General features: G+C 62.0%; 11 protein-coding genes, 2 tRNA genes and 3 rRNA genes. 13 read left to right on the top strand and 3 right to left on the bottom strand.

Features of this window, described 5'->3' with window-relative positions; translation table 11 throughout:
* The first annotated feature begins 6 nt into the window (after positions 1 to 6).
* Genes argC through erpA form a run of 4 tightly spaced genes read left to right on the top strand, consistent with a single transcriptional unit; the run spans position 7 to position 2652 of the window.
* Positions 7 to 1053: an N-acetyl-gamma-glutamyl-phosphate reductase gene (gene argC, locus K344_RS0112195; protein WP_028080895.1), complete on the top strand. Its 1047-nt coding sequence runs from the start codon at positions 7 to 9 to the stop codon at positions 1051 to 1053.
* A gap of 17 nt (positions 1054 to 1070) precedes the next feature.
* Positions 1071 to 1841: a DUF6776 family protein gene (locus tag K344_RS0112190; protein WP_028080894.1), complete on the top strand. Its 771-nt coding sequence runs from the start codon at positions 1071 to 1073 to the stop codon at positions 1839 to 1841.
* Entirely contained in the window at positions 1825 to 2286 is a 462-nt protein-coding gene (locus tag K344_RS0112185) for a bactofilin family protein (RefSeq protein WP_051362184.1), read from the top strand. The genes K344_RS0112190 and K344_RS0112185 overlap by 17 nt, the downstream gene beginning before the upstream one ends.
* A 9-nt stretch (positions 2287 to 2295) precedes the next feature.
* A complete protein-coding gene (gene erpA / locus K344_RS0112180) occupies positions 2296 to 2652 on the top strand; it encodes an iron-sulfur cluster insertion protein ErpA (RefSeq protein WP_028080892.1) in 357 nt (118 codons plus the stop codon).
* Between the two features lie 48 nt (positions 2653 to 2700).
* On the opposite strand, the gene K344_RS0112175 is transcribed toward erpA, so the two are convergent.
* Both K344_RS0112175 and K344_RS21490 read right to left on the bottom strand, forming a co-directional pair.
* The gene (locus tag K344_RS0112175) at positions 2701 to 3810 is read right to left on the bottom strand and encodes an anhydro-N-acetylmuramic acid kinase (protein ID WP_028080891.1); all 1110 of its coding nucleotides are present in this window, start codon (positions 3808 to 3810) and stop codon (positions 2701 to 2703) included.
* Between the two features lie 4 nt (positions 3811 to 3814).
* A complete protein-coding gene (locus K344_RS21490) occupies positions 3815 to 5095 on the bottom strand; it encodes an OapA family protein (protein ID WP_043114522.1) in 1281 nt (426 codons plus the stop codon).
* 292 nt (positions 5096 to 5387) lie between these two features.
* Between K344_RS21490 and tyrS the strand changes: the two genes are divergently transcribed.
* The 6 genes from tyrS to rrf all read left to right on the top strand — a co-directional run bounded on the left by tyrS (position 5388) and on the right by rrf (position 12311).
* The gene (gene tyrS / locus K344_RS0112165) at positions 5388 to 6593 is read left to right on the top strand and encodes a tyrosine--tRNA ligase (protein WP_028080890.1); all 1206 of its coding nucleotides are present in this window, start codon (positions 5388 to 5390) and stop codon (positions 6591 to 6593) included.
* 572 nt (positions 6594 to 7165) lie between these two features.
* Positions 7166 to 8695, top strand: a 16S ribosomal RNA gene (locus K344_RS0112160).
* A gap of 107 nt (positions 8696 to 8802) precedes the next feature.
* Positions 8803 to 8879: transfer RNA gene (locus K344_RS0112155), tRNA-Ile, on the top strand.
* 40 nt (positions 8880 to 8919) lie between these two features.
* Positions 8920 to 8995 (top strand) — tRNA-Ala (locus K344_RS0112150).
* Positions 8996 to 9223: 228 nt separating this feature from the next.
* Positions 9224 to 12079, top strand: a 23S ribosomal RNA gene (locus tag K344_RS0112145).
* A 117-nt stretch (positions 12080 to 12196) separates the two neighbouring features.
* Positions 12197 to 12311 (top strand): 5S ribosomal RNA (rrf, locus tag K344_RS0112140).
* Together the 16S, 23S and 5S rRNA genes with 2 tRNA genes alongside form the textbook arrangement of a ribosomal RNA operon.
* 87 nt (positions 12312 to 12398) lie before the next feature.
* On the opposite strand, the gene hrpB is transcribed toward rrf, so the two are convergent.
* Entirely contained in the window at positions 12399 to 14897 is a 2499-nt protein-coding gene (gene hrpB, locus K344_RS0112135) for an ATP-dependent helicase HrpB (protein WP_028080889.1), read from the bottom strand.
* 226 nt (positions 14898 to 15123) lie between these two features.
* Between hrpB and K344_RS0112130 the strand changes: the two genes are divergently transcribed.
* From K344_RS0112130 to K344_RS0112120, 3 genes are read left to right on the top strand one after another with little or no spacing between them, the layout of a single operon-like run.
* Positions 15124 to 15660 (top strand): TadE/TadG family type IV pilus assembly protein, encoded by a 537-nt coding sequence (locus K344_RS0112130; protein ID WP_051362183.1) that lies wholly within the window; start codon positions 15124 to 15126, stop codon positions 15658 to 15660.
* Positions 15657 to 16169 carry a TadE/TadG family type IV pilus assembly protein gene (locus K344_RS21485; RefSeq protein ID WP_043114444.1) on the top strand — a complete coding sequence of 171 codons (513 nt, stop codon included), beginning with the start codon at positions 15657 to 15659 and terminating at the stop codon, positions 16167 to 16169. The genes K344_RS0112130 and K344_RS21485 overlap by 4 nt, the downstream gene beginning before the upstream one ends.
* Positions 16170 to 16179: 10 nt before the next feature.
* Positions 16180 to 18018, top strand: a complete 1839-nt coding sequence (locus K344_RS0112120) for a TadG family pilus assembly protein (protein WP_084197376.1) — start codon at positions 16180 to 16182, stop codon at positions 18016 to 18018.
* Positions 18019 to 18024 lie beyond the last annotated feature (6 nt).

The raw sequence follows: 18024 nt of genomic DNA, 5'->3' as shown, positions 1-18024 counted from the left end.
AATCCCGTGTCGCAAGTTGGCAAGATCAAGGTCGGTATCGTCGGCGGGACCGGATACACCGGCGCCGAACTGCTGCGCTTGTTCGCGCAGCATCCGCAGGTGCACGTCGCGATGCTGACGTCGCGCAAGGAGAGCGGGCTGCGCGCCGACGCGCTGTTCCCGCATCTGCGTGGCTACACCGATCTGGCCTTCCGTGCGCCGGACGTGGGCGAGCTGGCCCGGTGCGACGCCGTGTTCTTCGCCACGCCGCACGGCACGGCGATGCAGATGGCGCCGGAACTGGTGGCGCGCGGCGTCAAGGTGATCGACCTGTCGGCCGACTTCCGCCTGCGCGACACCGCGGTGTTCAAGGACTGGTACAAGCTCGATCACACGTGCCCGGATCTTCTGGCCGAAGCGGTCTACGGCCTGCCGGAAGTGAACCGCGAGGCAATCCGCAAGGCGCGTGTCGTCGGCAATCCGGGCTGCTATCCGACGGCGGTGCAGCTCGGCCTGCTGCCGCTGCTCGAGGCACACGCCATCGAGTTCGACGGGCTGATCGCCGACTGCAAGTCGGGCGTCAGCGGCGCCGGCCGCGAGGCGAAGACCGGCTCCTTGTTCTGCGAAGCCGCGGATTCGTTCAAGGCCTATGGCGTGCCCGGCCACCGCCACAGCCCGGAAATCCTGCAGGGCGTGGCGGACATCGCCGGGCAGCCGGTGGGCCTGACCTTCGTGCCGCATCTGCTGCCGCTGATCCGTGGCATTCACGCGACGATCTACGCGCGCCTGACGCGGCCGGAGCTGGACCTGCAGAAACTCTTCGAGCAGCGCTACGCCAGCGAGCCGTTCGTCGACGTCGCGCCGGCCGGCGACCATCCGGAAACGCGCGGCGTGCGCGGCGGCAATCTCTGCCGCATCGCCGTGCATCTCGCCGCCGATCGCAAGACCGTGATCGTGCTGTCGGTGATCGACAACCTGGTCAAGGGCGCCTCGGGCCAGGCGGTGCAGAACTTCAACCTGATGTTCGGCCTCGACGAGCGTCTGGGCCTGCAGGCTGCGCCGCTGGCGCCATGAACCGCTGACGGTCGGGCGTGCAGCACAAGATCGTCATCCATCGGCACCGGCCCTGGCGCAAGCCGGCGATCGTTGCCGGTTCGACGGTGCTGCTCGCGCTCGCCGCCTGGGCGCTGTACAGCTACACGCGCGCCACCACGGTCAGCGATTTCGAAAGGGCGCAGACGGAAGCCGAGCAGCTGCGCGCCGAGCGTCGCCGGCTGGCGCACGAGCTGCGCGCGGCGCGCTCGGAAGCCGAGGACCTGCGCCAGCAGCTCGCCTACGTGAAGCGCTCGACGCAAATCGATACGCAGGCCTGCGACAGCGTGCGCAAGTCGCTCACCGATCTGCAAGCCGAGACTTCGGAGCTGCGCGAGCAGGTCGCGTTCTACCGCGGCATCGCCGCGCCGGACCAGGCGCGCGCCGGCGTGCGCGTGCAGGAATTGCGGCTCGGGGCGATCAAGGGCCGCCGCAACGCCTATCGCTTCTTCCTGACCCTGATCCAGTCGGTTCGCCACGAAAAGCGCATCGGCGGCCATGTCGAGCTGACGATCGTGGGCCGCAGCGCAGGTGCCGAACGGCGCATTTCCCTACGCGAGCTGGCGCCTGCGGTGGCGCAGAATCTGCTATTTTCGCTGAAGTATTTCGAAGAGTTCAGTGGCGAGTTCCAGCTTCCGGACGGTTTCGCACCGGGCCGTGTCCTGGTCGCGCTGGTGCCATCGACCGACGGTGCGCCGCAGACTGAAGAGGGCTTCGACTGGCAACGCGTGCTCGACGACGAGGAAGGGCTCCATGAAATTCGGGAATAGCACTGTGAAGAGCGGCGGCAGCACGACGACCGGTGTCGATACGCTCATCGGCCGGCAGACCGAGATTCTCGGCGACATCCGCTTCGCCGGCGGCCTGCATATCGACGGCAAGGTCAAGGGCAAGGTGATCGCCAACGGCGACAAGGCCGCGCTGTCGGTCAGCGACAGCGGCGCCATTGAAGGCGACGTGCGCGTCCCCAATATCATGTTGAACGGCTCGGTGACGGGCGACGTCTACGCCTCGGACAAGATCACGCTGGCGGCCAAGGCGCGCGTCACTGGCAATGTGTATTACAAGATCATCGAGATGGAAGGCGGCGCGCAGGTCAACGGCCAGCTGGTCCACCAGACGGCCATGGCGCAGCAAGCGGCCGACGTCGAGATCACGGTGGACGGCATGTACGACGAGCTCGGCGAAGCGCGCCGCGCCAAAGGTCTCGTCTGAGGTGAGGTCATGAGCGAAACGGCAGAGGTCGCCGACGAGGCGACGGTGATTTTTACCGAGGCTGCGGCGAACAAGGTTCGCGAGCTGCTCGACGAGGAAGACGACCGTGAGCAGATGCTGCGCGTGTTCGTCACCGGCGGCGGCTGCTCCGGCTTCCAGTACGGCTTCAAGTTCGACAAGAGCCGCGAAGACGACGATACCGTGGTGGTCAGGAACGGCGTCACGCTACTGGTCGATCCGATGAGCGTGCAGTATCTCGCCGGCGCCGAGATCGACTACAAGGAAAGCGTCGAAGGCGCGCAGTTCGTCATCCGCAATCCGAACGCCTCGACGACCTGCGGCTGCGGCAACTCGTTCTCGGTGTAGCGTGCAGACTCGGGCGGATCCGGCGGCCCGGCCGGCGCGGAAAAGACGTCAGGGCGCGTAGATTCCGCCGAGCACCACTTCGCGCCCGGCGCCGGTGACCGACGGCAGATTGCCGGGCCGTCCGCGCGCCGTTCGCCACGCCAGCCAGGCGAAGCCGGCGGCTTCCACCCAATCCGGATCCAGTCCGCGTGCCGAGGTATCGGCCACGCGCAGGCGCGGCAGTCGCTGCGCCAGCCGCTCCATCAGAAAACCATTGCGCGCACCGCCGCCGCAGACGAATAGCTCGCGGGCTTTCGGGGCTTCGGCGTCGATGGCCCGCGACAGGCTCTCGACGGTCAATTCCAGCAGGGTTCTCTGAATGACCGCCGCGTCCGCCGGCAGGGCATCTGTGCGACGCGCCAGCCAGTCGAGATTGAAGTAGTCGCGGCCGGTGCTCTTGGGCGGCGGCAGGGCCAGATAGGGATCGCGCAGGCAGGCGGCCAGAAGTGCGCGATCCGCCTCGGCGCTGCGGGCCCATTCGCCGCCGCGATCGTACGCCAGACCTTTTTCGCGCTGGATCCAGTCGTCGAGCAGGGCGTTGCCCGGCCCGGTATCGAAACCGAACACCGGCGCGTCCGCCGCACCCAGTACCGTGATGTTGGAAATGCCGCCGATATTGGCGACCACGCAGGGACTGCCGCCGAAGACGGCTTGATGGAAGGCCGGCATCAGCGGCGCGCCCTGGCCGCCGTGCGTCATATCGGCGCGACGAAAGTCGGCGATGGTGCGGACGCCGGTCCGCGCGGCAATGCGGTTCGGATCGCCGAGCTGCAGGCTGCTGCGGATGGTGAGCGGATCGTGGAAGACCGTCTGACCATGCGAGCCGATGGCGTCGACGTCCGGCGGGCGCAGGCTCAGCTGTTCGAGCAAACGCGCCGCCGCCTGTGCGAAGCAGTCGCCGATCGCCGCGTCGAGCCGCGTGACGTCGCGCAGGGTGATCGCCGTATCCGGCCGGCGCTGCAGATCGAGCAGCTCCTGGCGCAAGGCGGACGGATAGGACTCGCTGTGCGTGCCCAGCAATCGCCGCCAGCGGCCTTCGGCATCGAACTCGCAGGCGGCCGCGTCGACGGCGTCGAGGCTGGTGCCGGAGATCAGCCCGACGCAGATCCCGCCGGACACCGGCTCAGTCGTGCAGGGCCGGCGGCGGCGCGGCTAGCGTCGCCAGCGCGGTCTGCTGCGAGTGCGACATCGCGTCGAGCTGCGCCAGTGCCGTGGCGTTGTCCATGCGCCACTGGGCGACGACGCTGCGCGGCAGGGGATTGGCGCGTGGCAGGGCGACGGTCAGCGGATTCTGGTGTACGCCGTTGACGCGGAATTCGTAGTGCAGGTGCGGGCCGGTGGCGAGGCCGGTCATGCCGACATAGGCGATCAGCTGGCCCTGGCGGACGCGCTGGCCGGCCTTGAGTCCGGCCCGGAAGCGCGAGAGGTGCCCGTACAGCGTCGAATACTTCGCGCCGTGGCGGATCGTCACCACGTTGCCGTAGCCGCTCTTCACGCCGACGAAGTCGACGATGCCATCACCCGTCGCGCGGACCGGCGTGCCGATCGCCGCCGCATAGTCAACGCCCTTGTGGGCGCGGATGGTATTGAGAATCGGATGTCGGCGGCCGAGGCTGAAACCGGAGCTGATGCGGATGAAGTCGACCGGCGTACGGATGAAGGCCTTGCGGAACGACTCGCCTTCGGGCGTGTAGTAGGTGGCGTTGCCGTCGGCATCGACGTAGCGCATCGCGCGGTAGGTCTTGCCCTGGTTCACGAACTCGGCGGCGACGATGTCGCCGTCGCGCAGTTTCTGGCCGTCCTTGTAGAGCTGATCGTAGACGACCGAGAAGCGGTCGCCGCTGCGCAGGTCGAGGGCGAAGTCGATGTCGTAGCCGAAGATGTCGGCGAGCTCCATCACCAGGCGATTCGACAGGCCGGCTTTCTGCGCGGCGGCGAACAGCGAGCTGGTGATGACGCCAGTCAGCTGCGCCGGATGGCGCTCGATCTCGGCCTCGATGGTCAGCGACTCGAAGCCGTTGTCCGAGCGACGGACCTGCAGCGTGTGCGTTTCATCGAACTCGTAGTTCAGCTCGTCGAGCTGGTCGTCCTCGGTCTTGCGCAGGCTGAGCTTGTCGCCGGCCTTCAGATTGCGCAGTCGCGCGGCATCGCCGCCGAGACCGACGATCGCCACGGCTTCGGACAGGCCGAGGTCCTGCTTGGCGAAGATATCCGACAAGGTTTCGCCACGACGGACCACGACCGTGGTCCATTCGCTGGCGGCGGGAGCCTGCAGGCTGTCGGCGGTCGCGGCCTGCGTGGCGGCATCGAACGCGCTGTCGGCGCGCGACGAAAACGCGGCTGCGGCTTCGTCACCGGCCGCATCGCGCAGCGCATCCTGGCGCGTCGCAATGCCTTCGCGCATCGCGACAATCGACAGGACCGAAATGCACGCCGTCGCCATCCAAACAGAGCGCCGCGCCGCGCGGCGAGGGGCCAGCCCGGCTGGGCTATAATCAATTTTCATCTTCTCAACCTGAAAAACGATATCGAGGCCGCGCTGTACCGCGCGATCCGAGCCACGTGTGCTTCTATATCGTTGTATTTATGCTGTGATGCTGCTTAGGGCCGTAAGGAAACACAGTTTCCGGGGCATTGCAAGCAGAATCTACGCTTCGATTCTTCCATCATCGCTTAGTTCCCTGTCGTACATCCACATGGACTTCACCGAGCTCGAACGCGGCACCGACGAAATCATTCCCGCCGAGGAATTCCGCGCGCGGCTCACCGCAGCCCAGATCGAAGGGCGGCGCCTGCGCATCAAGGCCGGATTCGATCCGACGGCCAAGGATCTGCACCTTGGCCATACGCTGTTGCTTAACAAATTGCGTGCCTTCCAGGAGGCGGGCCACGAAGCCGTGTTTCTGATCGGTGATTTCACGGGAATGATCGGCGATCCGACGGGAAAAAATGAAACACGCAAGCCCTTGACGCGCGAACAGGTCGAAGAGAACGCCCAGACCTATAAGGAGCAGGTTTTCAAGATTCTTGACCCGGACCGCACCACGATCGAATTCAACTCGCGCTGGCTCGACAAGCTCGGCGCCGAAGGAATGATCCGCCTGGCGGCCCAGCACACCGTCGCCCGCATGCTCGAGCGCGACGATTTCGCCAAGCGCTACGCGGCGAATCAATCGATTGCCGTGCACGAATTCCTGTATCCGCTGCTGCAGGGGTACGATTCGGTCGCGCTCAAGGCGGACGTCGAACTCGGTGGCACGGATCAGAAGTTCAATCTGCTCATGGGCCGGCATCTGCAGGCAAACGCAGGACAGAAGCCGCAGTGCATCATGACCGTGCCGATCCTCGAGGGCCTGGACGGCGTGCAGAAGATGTCCAAGAGCCTCGGCAACTACATCGGCGTCAACGACGCGCCGAACGAGATGTTCGGCAAGATCATGTCGGTGTCCGACACGCTCATGTGGCGCTATTACGAGCTGCTGTCGTTCCGTCCTCTCGCCGAGATCGAGGCGCTGCGGCGCAGTGTCAGCGGCGGCGTCAATCCTCGCGACGTCAAGATGGCGCTGGGCGTCGAACTGGTTTCGCGCTTTCACGGCGCCGGTGCCGGGGATGAGGCAAAGGCTGCGTTCATCGCGCAGTTTTCGCAGGGCTCGCTGCCCGAACACATCCCTGAAATCCGCGTCGCCGCGCCGCCGGGCGGCTTGGCGATCGCCCGCCTGCTCAAGGAGGCCGGTCTCGTGGCGAGCAACGCCGAAGGCAGCCGCCTGGTCGATCAGCGCGCTGTGCGCGTCGACCAGGAGCGCGTCGAAGACCGCGGCTTGCTTCTCTCGCCAGGCAAGCAATACCTGCTGCAAGTGGGTTCGCGGCGCTACGCGCGGGTCGATCTGGTGCTGCAGGCCTGAAAACGGCTGGGCGTAATGTTTCGAGAAGGCGGGCCTCGCGCCCGCCTTTTCCGTTATGGAGTCCGGAGTCGCCGAGGGCGCATCACTCGCGCTTGTCCGGCAGGCCGATGAAGTGAGCGGACTGGTGACAGGGCGGCCAAGGAGCGCTCAGCCACCGCGATCGGCGGTCCTCGCAGCGGGCGCCCGCGGCGCGTGGTCACGATTTGCCCTCGTTTTGGCGAAATTTTGCACAAAAACAGCGCGTTCCAAAGGCCGCCAAGAACTTTTTTAAAACAAAAAGCACTTCAACTTCATGTACTTGTCATGCTGACCGGAAAAAGTCGTTGCACCGTCCTCAAAAACCCCTATTATTCGCCTCCCCGCTGCACGGCAACGACGAAAAACGAAGCCGAAACAGCCTGATCTTTAAGAACAAGCAAGTGATTTGTGTGGGTGCTCCCGTGTGCGTGGCGAAGCCACGTTACATGAGAGTATCAACGTAGCCAAAGTTAATTGAGTTACGAAGATCACTCTTCGATGCCGAAGACGTTTAGCCGCGTCGAGGCATATTTGGATCTAAGCTTTACACCTTTAAAGTGGAGAGTTTGATCCTGGCTCAGATTGAACGCTGGCGGCATGCCTAACACATGCAAGTCGCGCGGACGGTAGCAATACCGTTAGCGGCGGACGGGTGAGGAATACATAGGAATTTGCCTTAGAGCGGGGGATAGCCCAGGGAAACTTGGAGTAATACCGCATGATGTCGCAAGACCAAAGCTGGGGACCGCAAGGCCTAGCACTCTAAGAGAAGCCTATGTCTGATTAGCTAGTTGGTAGGGTAATGGCCTACCAAGGCGACGATCAGTAACTGGTCTGAGAGGACGATCAGTCACACTGGAACTGAGACACGGTCCAGACTCCTACGGGAGGCAGCAGTGGGGAATATTGGACAATGGGCGCAAGCCTGATCCAGCAATGCCGCGTGTGTGAAGAAGGCCTTCGGGTTGTAAAGCACTTTAAGCAGGGAAGAAAAAACGTGCTCTAACATAGCGCGTCTTGACGGTACCTGAAGAATAAGCACCGGCTAACTCTGTGCCAGCAGCCGCGGTAATACAGAGGGTGCGAGCGTTAATCGGATTTACTGGGCGTAAAGCGTGTGTAGGTGGTTATTCAAGTCGGTTGTGAAATCCCTGGGCTTAACCTGGGAACTGCTTCCGAGACTGAATGACTAGAGTACGGTAGAGGGTGGTGGAATTTCCGGTGTAGCGGTGAAATGCGTAGATATCGGAAGGAACATCAATGGCGAAGGCAGCCACCTGGGCCTGTACTGACACTGAGACACGAAAGCGTGGGGATCAAACAGGATTAGATACCCTGGTAGTCCACGCCGTAAACGATGAGAACTTGACGTCGGTTTGCTCTGCAAGTCGGTGTCGTAGCTAACGCGATAAGTTCTCCGCCTGGGGAGTACGGCCGCAAGGTTGAAACTCAAAGGAATTGACGGGGGCCCGCACAAGCGGTGGAGTATGTGGTTTAATTCGATGCAACGCGAAGAACCTTACCTGGGCTTGACATGCTAGGAACCCTGTAGAGATATGGGGGTGCCCGCAAGGGAACCTAGACACAGGTGCTGCATGGCTGTCGTCAGCTCGTGTCGTGAGATGTTGGGTTAAGTCCCGCAACGAGCGCAACCCTTGCCCTTAGTTGCCACCATTTAGTTGAGCACTCTAAGGGGACCGCCAGTGACAAACTGGAGGAAGGTGGGGATGACGTCAAGTCATCATGGCCCTTATGCCCAGGGCTACACACGTACTACAATGGACAGTACAGAGGGTCGCCAAGCCGCAAGGTGGAGCTAATCCCATAAAGCTGTTCGTAGTCCGGATCGAGGTCTGCAACTCGACCTCGTGAAGTCGGAATCGCTAGTAATCGCCGATCAGCATTTGCGGCGGTGAATACGTTCCCGGGCCTTGTACACACCGCCCGTCACACCATGGAAGTCTGTTGCACCAGAAGTAGGTAGTCTAACCGCAAGGAGGGCGCTTACCACGGTGTGGCCGATGACTGGGGTGAAGTCGTAACAAGGTAGCCGTAGGGGAACCTGCGGCTGGATCACCTCCTTTCAAGTACGCTTCCAAGCGCCACGGGAGCGCCCACACAAGTCACTTGCACTAAAGAAATCGAGAGCTGCGCGGGTGCGCGCACGTTCTGCCCGAGGTTTTCGGCCCAGGGGTCTGTAGCTCAGCTGGTCAGAGCACACGCTTGATAAGCGTGGGGTCGCTGGTTCAAATCCAGCCAGACCCACCATCTTCAGACACTGGCGTACTGATTCTTCGTTCGGGTAATCGGGGCCATAGCTCAGCTGGGAGAGCATCTGCTTTGCAAGCAGAGGGTCGTCGGTTCGATCCCGACTGGCTCCACCAGACGATTCGGGACTCGTTGTCGATTCAGGCAAGCATTCGCGTGAATGTTTCCCCGAATCCACGATGTGGATTCTTGTTCTTTAACAATACGGTTTAGTAGTTGAACACTGTTGTCATTAGTTGATTAGCGAAAGCTAGTTGAACTCAATGCCATAGGTGCTTAACGGCGAAGATTGTCGAGAGTGAGATCCAAATCTCCGACGTTCGAAAGAATGTTTGAGGTTATATGATCAAGTGAACAAGCGCATCTGGTGGATGCCTTGGCGACAACAGGCGATGAAGGACGTAGTAGTCTGCGATAAGCCGCGGCGAGCTGACAAACGAGCTTTGACCCGCGGATTTCCGAATGGGGCAACCCAGGGCTTCGGCCCTATCTGTCACTGAATCCATAGGTGGCGGAAGCTAACGCAGGGAACTGAAACATCTAAGTACCTGCAGGAAAAGAAATCAACCGAGATTCCGCAAGTAGTGGCGAGCGAACGCGGAGCAGCCCTTAAGTTCTATATGTTTTAGCAAAACGGTCTGGAAAGGCCGGCCATAGTGGGTGATAGCCCCGTATGCGAAAGGACGTATGGAATGAAATCGAGTAAGGCGAGGCACGTGAAACCTTGTCTGAACATGGGGGGACCATCCTCCAAGGCTAAATACTCGTTGTCGACCGATAGCGAACCAGTACCGTGAGGGAAAGGCGAAAAGAACCCCGGAGAGGGGAGTGAAATAGAACCTGAAACCGGATGCGTACAAGTAGTCGGAGCCCGCAAGGGTGACGGCGTACCTTTTGTATAATGGGTCAGCGACTTACTTCTCAGTAGCAAGGCTAACCGTATAGGGGAGCCGTAGGGAAACCGAGTCTTAATAGGGCGATTAGTTGCTGGGAGTAGACCCGAAACCCGTCGATCTATCCATGGCCAGGGTGAAGAGTGGGTAACACCACTTGGAGGCCCGAACTCACGTCTGTTGAAAAAGACGGAGATGAGCTGTGGATAGGAGTGAAAGGCTAATCAAGGCGGGTGATAGCTGGTTCTCCTCGAAAGCTATTTAGGTAGCGCCTCGTGTATCACTGTAGGGGGTAGAGCACTGTTACGGTCTGGGGGGAGCACAAGTTCCTACCCAACTGTTGCAAACTCCGAATACCTGCAAGTGCAATCACGGGAGACACACGGTGGGAGCTAAATTTCATCGTGAAAAGGGAAACAGCCCTGACCGCCAGCTAAGGTCCCCAAATTACCGCTAAGTGGTGAACGATGTGGGAAGGCTAAGACAGCCAGGATGTTGGCTTAGAAGCAGCCATCATTTAAAGAAAGCGTAATAGCTCACTGGTCGAGTCGGCCCGCGCGGAAGATGTAACGGGGCTCAAGCGGTGTACCGAAGCTGCGGATGCATAGCAATATGCGTGGTAGAGGAGCGTTCTGTAAGCCTGTGAAGGTGACTCGTAAGGGTTGCTGGAGGTATCAGAAGTGCGAATGCTGACATGAGTAACGACAATACGGGTGAAAAACCCGTTCGCCGTAAGCCCAAGGGTTCCAGCGCAACGGTAATCGGCGCTGGGTGAGTCGGATCCTAAGGCGAGGCTGAGAAGCGTAGTCGATGGAAAGCTGGTTAATATTCCAGCACTTGTTGATGCTGCGATGGGGTGACGGAGAAGGTTAGGGTAGCTGCCTGTTGGATGGTAGTTTAAGCCCGTAGGGAGATCTCTTAGGCAAATCCGGGAGGTCAATTCTGAAAGGTGATGACGAGCTGGTTCGCCAGCGAAGTACCTGATACCCCGCTTCCAAGAAAAACCTCTAAGCTTCAGGCATCAAGAATCCGTACCCGAAACCGACACAGGTGGGCGAGGAGAGTATCCTAAGGCGTTTGAGACAACTCGGATGAAGGAACTCGGCAAATTAGTGCCGTAACTTCGGGAGAAGGCACGCCTACGCAAGTAGGCCGCAGTGAAGAGGGGGTTGCGACTGTTTATCAAAAACACAGGACTCTGCAAACACGAAAGTGGACGTATAGGGTCTGACACCTGCCCGGTGCTGGAAGGTTAATTGATGGGGTCAGCCGCAAGGCGAAGCTCTTGATCGAAGCCCCAGTAAACGGCGGCCGTAACTATAACGGTCCTAAGGTAGCGAAATTCCTTGTCGGGTAAGTTCCGACCTGCACGAATGGTGTAACGATAGCCCCACTGTCTCCATCCGAGGCTCAGTGAAATTAAAATCGCTGTGACGATGCAGTGTTCCCGCGGCAAGACGGAAAGACCCCGTGAACCTTTACTATAACTTTACACTGGATTTTGAGTTTGCTTGTGTAGCATAGGTGGGAGCCTTTGAAGTCAGGGCGCTAGCTCTGATGGAGGCGTCGTTGAAATACCACCCTGGTAAACTCGAAGTTCTAACCTCGTCCCGTTATCCGGGACAGGGACATTGTATGGTGGGTAGTTTGACTGGGGCGGTCTCCTCCCAAAGAGTAACGGAGGAGTGCGAAGGTTAGCTCAGCGCGGTCGGAAATCGCGCTCTTGAGTGCATAGGCATAAGCTAGCTTGACTGCGAGACAAACAAGTCGAGCAGGTACGAAAGTAGGTCTAAGTGATCCGGTGGTTCTGTATGGAAGGGCCATCGCTCAACGGATAAAAGGTACTCCGGGGATAACAGGCTGATACTGCCCAAGAGTCCATATCGACGGCAGTGTTTGGCACCTCGATGTCGGCTCATCTCATCCTGGGGCTGTAGTCGGTCCCAAGGGTCCGGCTGTTCGCCGGTTAAAGAGGTACGCGAGCTGGGTTCAGAACGTCGTGAGACAGTTCGGTCCCTATCTGCCGTGGGCGTTCGAGATTTGAGAGGAGTTCACCTTAGTACGAGAGGACCGGGTGGAACGTATCTCTGGTGTTCCAGTTGTCACGCCAGTGGCATCGCTGGGTAGCTATATACGGACGGGATAACCGCTGAAAGCATCTAAGCGGGAAGCCCACCTCAAGATGAGATCTCGCGGGACTTGAGTCCCCTGAAGGGCCCTTGTAGACGACAAGGTTGATAGGCACGATGTGGAAGCGCAGCAATGCGTGCAGCTAACGTGTACTAATTGCCCGTGCGGCTTGATCATATAACGCTCAAGCATTTTTGCCGTTAAGTATCTACTGAGGCATTGAGTTGCTTCAGTGTTCAACTACCAAAACCAAATTCGAGAGATTGGCCACAAGCCGGTTTCTCAGCCAGTTTCCCTGGCGGCCATAGCGAGTTGGAACCACCCGTTCCCATCCCGAACACGGAAGTGAAACGACTCAGCGCCGATGATAGTGTGGCAGCTGCCATGTGAGAGTAGGACACTGCCAGGGTCTTAAACACAGAACACCCCGATGCGGAAGCATCGGGGTTTTTTGTTGTTCGCCGCGAAACGGGCGACAGTCGTGCAGCGGCCACCGTCAGGTGCCGCGCGGCTTCGCCCGGCGCGTCGGTTCGGCTCGGCGGGGATCGTCCGGCCACGGGTGACGGGGATAGCGGCCGCGCATGTCCTTGCGCACATCGAGATAGCTGCGCTCCCAGAAGCCGGCGAGGTCCTGCGTCACGGCGATCGGCCGCTGCGCCGGCGACAGAAGATGAAGAACGATCTTCGTGCGACCGCCATTCACGGTCGGCGTATCCAGGCTGCCGAACATCTCCTGCAGCTTCACTTCGAGGGCGGGTGCTCCGGGTGGGCGATAGTCGAGGCGCAAGCGCGAACCGCTGGGAACTTCGACGTGCGTCGGCGCCAGTTTCTGCAGCGCCTGCTGCCGCTCGTGGCTCAATTGCGCGCGCAGCAGTTCGCTCAGGTCCAGACGGCTCAAATGATCGCGCCGCGTCATGCCGACGAGCTGCGGCTTCAGCCAGGACTCCATGCGGGCAGTGAGGCCCTCGTCACTGACGTCGGGCCAGCCCTCTTCCGGACGCCACGCGCGCAGGGACTCGATGCGGGCCTGCAGTTGCCGGGCGTTGTCATCCCAAGGCAGGGCCTGTATGCCCAGCATGCGGACACCCGCGAGCATCTCGGCCGCGATCTCGGCTTCAGCTTCCTGAGGCCGCAGCGACCTGCGTTCGAGCACGATCGCCCCTAGCCGCAGCTGCGATTCCGCGACCACGGCCTCCGTCTGCGCGTTCCACGCAACGACGGTCTGCCAGGCGATGCGATCGCCCTGGTCACTGCGGACATCGGCGGCGGCGATGCCGACCGCAGAGCGGATGCGCCGCGGAGGTCCCGGATCCCAGTGCGCGATCGCCAGCCACTCGGCGCCAGCCAGCGCATCGTGGTTCCGGATCCGCGCCTCGCTGCCGTCCGCACACAGAAAGGCGAGCTCATGCGCACCACGACTTTCGGCGCGACGCTGCGCGATTCGCTCCGGATATGCCCAGGCCAGACAGCGCGCGATCGCACGATCTTCCAGTCGCAGCGGCTCGCTGTCGTCGATGTGCGCGACGCGCTGGAATTGCCGTACCGACTCGAGCACACGCCGGCGCAGGGCGGGGTCGCCACTGCCATGCGCGAGCTCCTGCACGGCGTGCGCGAAATCGCTGCGCGCGCTGGCGTCCCTCGTTTCCAGCGCGGCCGCCAGCCAGGCCGCGGTGCGCCCAAAGCCGTGTGCCTTGGCCATCAGCAACATGTGCGCGATGCGCGGTGTGCTCGGCAGCCGCAGGAGTGCGCGGCCGTGCGTCGTGATGCGGCCTGCGGCATCGATGGCGCCGACGTCGAGCAGACGATCGCGCGCGTACTGCCAGGCCGCCGGATTCGGCTGGTCGAGGAACGAAAGCTCGCTGGTGCGGGCGGCGCCCCAGGCGGCGAGTTCCAGTGCAAAGCGTGTCAGGTCGACCGACAGGATTTCGGGCGTGTCGTGCGGCATCAGGCTGGCATGCTGATCGCGGCTCCACAGCCGGTAGCAGACGCCCGGCCCCAGGCGACCGGCGCGGCCTGCGCGCTGATCCGCCGAGGCGCGCGACACGCGCTCTGTTTCCAGCCGGTTCGCGCCGGCTGCGAGATCGAAGCGCGCCACGCGCACGAGGCCGCCGTCGACGACCGTGGCGACGCCTTCGACCGTCAGGCTGGTCTGCGCGATATTGGTGGCGAGGATGATCTTGCGTCGCCCGTCCGCGTCCGGTCGCAGCGCCAGGTCCTGCTCGTCCGATGAAAGCTCGCCGTAGAGCGGACGCACGGCGACGCGCTCGCCGAGCCGTGCCGACAACAAGCCTTGCGCCGCGCGAATTTCGCGCGCGCCCGGGAGGAAGGCGAGCACATCGCCCGATGTTTCGTCGAGCGCGCGCAGCACGGTGCGCGCCACGGTTTCGCCGTGCTCGCGAAGATCGGCGCTCGAGGCCACATAGCGAACGTCGACAGGATACTGGCGTCCGCCGCTCTCGATCACCGGCGCGCCGTCGAGCAGCGCCGCGACGCGCTGCGTATCGAGCGTCGCGGACATCACCATCAGGCGCAGGTCCGGGTTGAGGTTGGCGCGCGCATCGAGCGTCAGTGCCAGCGCCAGATCGGCGTCGAGGCTGCGCTCGTGGAATTCATCGAAAATGACGAGACCGACGCCGGGCAGTTCCGGATCGGCCTGCAGACGTCGTGCGAGCAAGCCCTCTGTCAGTACTTCGATGCGCGTTCGCGACGAGAGCCGTTTTTCGAAGCGAATCTGATAGCCGACGGTTTCGCCCACCTTCTCCCCGAGCAGGCTCGCCATGCGTGCCGCCGCCGCGCGCGCCGCGACGCGGCGTGGTTCGAGCATGACGATGCGCCGGTCGCCGAGCCAGGCCTCGTCCAGCAGGGCGAGCGGCACCACGGTCGTCTTGCCCGACCCCGGCGGCGCCGCGAGCACGGCGCAGGTCTGCACTCCCAGGGCAGCGCGCAAATCGGGCAGACTTTGGAGGACGGGAAGATCGGGGAGCTGGCTGCGCATGGGCGCGATCTTTGGAAAAAGGCGCGCTTTTGTAGAGAAAATCCTACAAAACCCGCAGTTCCTGCAAATCATAGCGTGAGTCGGCTGCTGTCCGTCAGCCAAACCACTCCGCTTGACGGCGCATCGGCAGCGCGAGCATCCGCGCCGTTCATGCTCCTTACACCGTACTTCCACGGAATGCGGGTAAGGGTTCGCCTGAGATGGCGCGCCAACTTGGGAATCGGGGATGAACAGGATGTGTACCGGCGGCGCGATGAAACATCAGCGGGGAGCGACCGCCGTCGAACTGGCCCTCGTGTTTCCGGTTTTCTTCATCTTCTTCTACGGCTGCTTGATGTACGGCCTCATCTTTCTCATGCGCATGGGCATCCAGCATGCTGCCGAGGATGGTGCGCGTGCCGCGCTGAGCAATCAGGTCATCACCTATACGGCCGGGCAGACCGCGGTTCAACACCGGCAGGCGCAGATGCTGCAGCGCATCCAGGCCGCAATCCAGACGGCGAGCGCGCGGGCAAGCTGGATGAGCCACTGGCATGCGCTGAACATCAATGCCTATATCTGTCCGGTAAATGTCGCCTGCCCCGGCTCGCCCATGCCGGACTGCAACAGCACCACACCGTGCCAGGTAGTAGTCACGGTGAGCTATCCCTACGCCACGAGCCCGGTCCTTCCGACTTTGCCTGGCTTCGGGCTCCTCGCGCCGAGCTCGCTGTCCGGGCAGGCGCGGGTCCTTCTGGACGGACGGGCGCTGCCGATCACATGAGAACGCCAAGTCCTCGCGTCAGGCAGCAGCGCGGCGCCGCCGTGGTGGAATTCGCGTTGCTGCTGCCGGTTCTGATGCTGCTGCTCTACGGCCTGGCGACCTTCGGCGCCGCGCTGTACGCGCAAATGGCCATCTCGCGCGCCGCGGAAGACGGCGCGCGCGCGGCCGGCTTCACGCAGGCGAAGACCGTCGCAACCATTCCATCAAGCCTCAATGATCCCACCGCGCAGACGCTGGGCTCGATTCAAGCGCAGGTGATCGAATCGCTGGCCAACTCTGCGGTGGTTCCGGGCGCCAGTTACGCAGCCAGGCGGACCTGGTTGCTCGCCAATGTGCTTCCGCAGATCAAGGTCGACGGCGGCAGCTGTGGAGGGGTTTCTTCGACGACCATGCTGCGGGTCAGCGTCAGTGTGCCGTTCAGCGGCATCCGCATCATTCCCAATCCGACGGGCTACAGCAGCTGGACGCCGACCGCGTTGACGGGCTGCGCGATCCTGCAGCTGAGTTGAGGACTTTCCCATGAGGCGAATTCGCGGATCGCGACTTCTTCGCGCCAAGCGCCAAGACGGTTCCATCGTCCTGTTTGCGGCGATCGGCATCAGCATGCTGATCGCGCTGCTGGCGCTGATGGACATCGGATTCCTCTACTACTACAAGCGCGACTATCAGAAAGCCGCCGACATGGCGGCGCTCGCGGGTGCCGCGAAGCTGGTCAACAGCGATGGCACGCGCTCCTGCAACAACAATGCGAAGCCCGCCGCTTCGACCGCCGCCACCAACAACCTGGGCACGCGCCCGTACACCCTGGCCGTCAGCTGCGGTACCTGGAATCCGTCGGTGGCGCCGAGCTTCGTCGCGCTGGCAAGCGACACCGATCTGAACCAGGTCGCGGTCCGCGCCATCATCACCGGTACGCCGCCGCACTTTCTGCTCGCCGGAACGTCTTTGAGGGCGACTGCGACGGCGACCGTCAATTCCGCGCAGGCACAGTTGAAAATCCGCAGCACGCTGGCGACGCTCAATGACGGTGTCGTCAATGCCCTGCTCTCGAATCTGCTGGGCGGCAGTGCCGCGCTGAGTGTCGTGGGTTGGCAAGGCGTCGCCAATGCCAACGTCAATCTTCTGCAATTCCTCAACAACATTCTGGGAATCAACGCGGCCGTCGACATCGGCACCTACCAGAATCTGCTCAACGCATCGAACGTCTCGCTCGGCCAGGTTCTCGATGCGACGATCGCGGCGGTCGGTACCGGCAGCACCGCTGGTGTCACCCTGCAGGCGTTCAAGAGCCAGCTGACCACGGTCGGCGTCAACGTCAACACGCTGACGGTGCCGCTTGGCAGCCTGCTGACCCTGCAGACCGGCGCCGAGACGGCGGGGCTCAACGCGGTCGTCAACGCCATGGATCTCGTGCGTGCCGTGGTCGAAATCGCCAACAAGCAGAACGCGATCGCCGCCACGGTGCCGATCAGCGTGCCGGGCGTACTCGGCGTATCGATCCGCGCCAGTGTGATCGAAAAGCCGCAGCCCTCGGCCATCGGTAATCCGGCATTGATCGGCTCGGATCCGAGGAACGGCGCGAACCGTATCTACGTTCGTACCGGGCAAATCCGCGTGCTTGTCGGAGTGGATCTCTCCGTCATTGGCCTCGTCAATCAATTAATGAACATTCTTGGCCCGCTGTTGGGTGTGCAGTTGCTGGACAACAAGCTGGATATCGCACTTCAGATCGGTGGAGCGGAAGGGTGGGTGACGGGCTATACCTGCGGGGCCGATGGCAGCAAGAGCCTGACGGCGCAGACGCAAACTGCCATTGCCAATGCGAGCGTGGGGAAGTTGACGACAACGCAGGAAGCGGATGTCTTCAGTTCCACGGCGGGATTTCCATCCGCGAGCACGATCAATGTACTCAGCCTGACACTGCTCGGAACAACCGTCGCGCAAGTGCAACTAGCGGCCAAGAATCTGCCCGTCGGCGCAAGTTCGGTTAAGACGTTCACCTACAGTGCGACGACGAGCGCGCCCGACGGCCTTCCCGAGATCGGCACAAGTCCGGAGCCGACGCAGATGTACCAGTCACTGTCGACACAGAACATTGTCTCGAGTCTGACCAGTACGATCGACTCGCTTCAGCTGAGCATACAGATCCTGCCCGGGCTCGGGTTGCTCACGTCGACCGTGAATGCACTGTTGAGCGGCGTGACCAGTTTGGTGAGCGCCTTGGTCGGCAGCGTGCTGGCGCCGGTTCTTGATCCCCTCTTGAACAATCTCCTGGCGGCTCTCGGGCTGAACTTGGCGAACGCCGATCTCGGTGCGGAATTGAGCTGCAACGGCACCGGCTCGGTATTGGTGGATTGACGCTAC

The sequence above is a fragment of the Solimonas soli DSM 21787 genome, assembly GCF_000474945.1.
GTDB lineage: Bacteria > Pseudomonadota > Gammaproteobacteria > Nevskiales > Nevskiaceae > Solimonas > Solimonas soli.
This window is presented reverse-complemented; position numbering and strand designations above follow the sequence as displayed.

Coding starts and splice junctions, on each gene's coding strand:
- K344_RS0112185 (WP_051362184.1), top strand. CDS start 1,825: ATGAAATTCGGGAATAGCACTGTGAAGAGCGGCGGCAGCACGACGACC.
- erpA (WP_028080892.1), top strand. CDS start 2,296: ATGAGCGAAACGGCAGAGGTCGCCGACGAGGCGACGGTGATTTTTACC.
- K344_RS21490 (WP_043114522.1), bottom strand. CDS start 5,095: ATGCGCGAAGGCATTGCGACGCGCCAGGATGCGCTGCGCGATGCGGCC.
- tyrS (WP_028080890.1), top strand. CDS start 5,388: ATGGACTTCACCGAGCTCGAACGCGGCACCGACGAAATCATTCCCGCC.
- hrpB (WP_028080889.1), bottom strand. CDS start 14,897: ATGCGCAGCCAGCTCCCCGATCTTCCCGTCCTCCAAAGTCTGCCCGAT.
- K344_RS0112130 (WP_051362183.1), top strand. CDS start 15,124: ATGAACAGGATGTGTACCGGCGGCGCGATGAAACATCAGCGGGGAGCG.
- K344_RS21485 (WP_043114444.1), top strand. CDS start 15,657: ATGAGAACGCCAAGTCCTCGCGTCAGGCAGCAGCGCGGCGCCGCCGTG.
- K344_RS0112120 (WP_084197376.1), top strand. CDS start 16,180: ATGAGGCGAATTCGCGGATCGCGACTTCTTCGCGCCAAGCGCCAAGAC.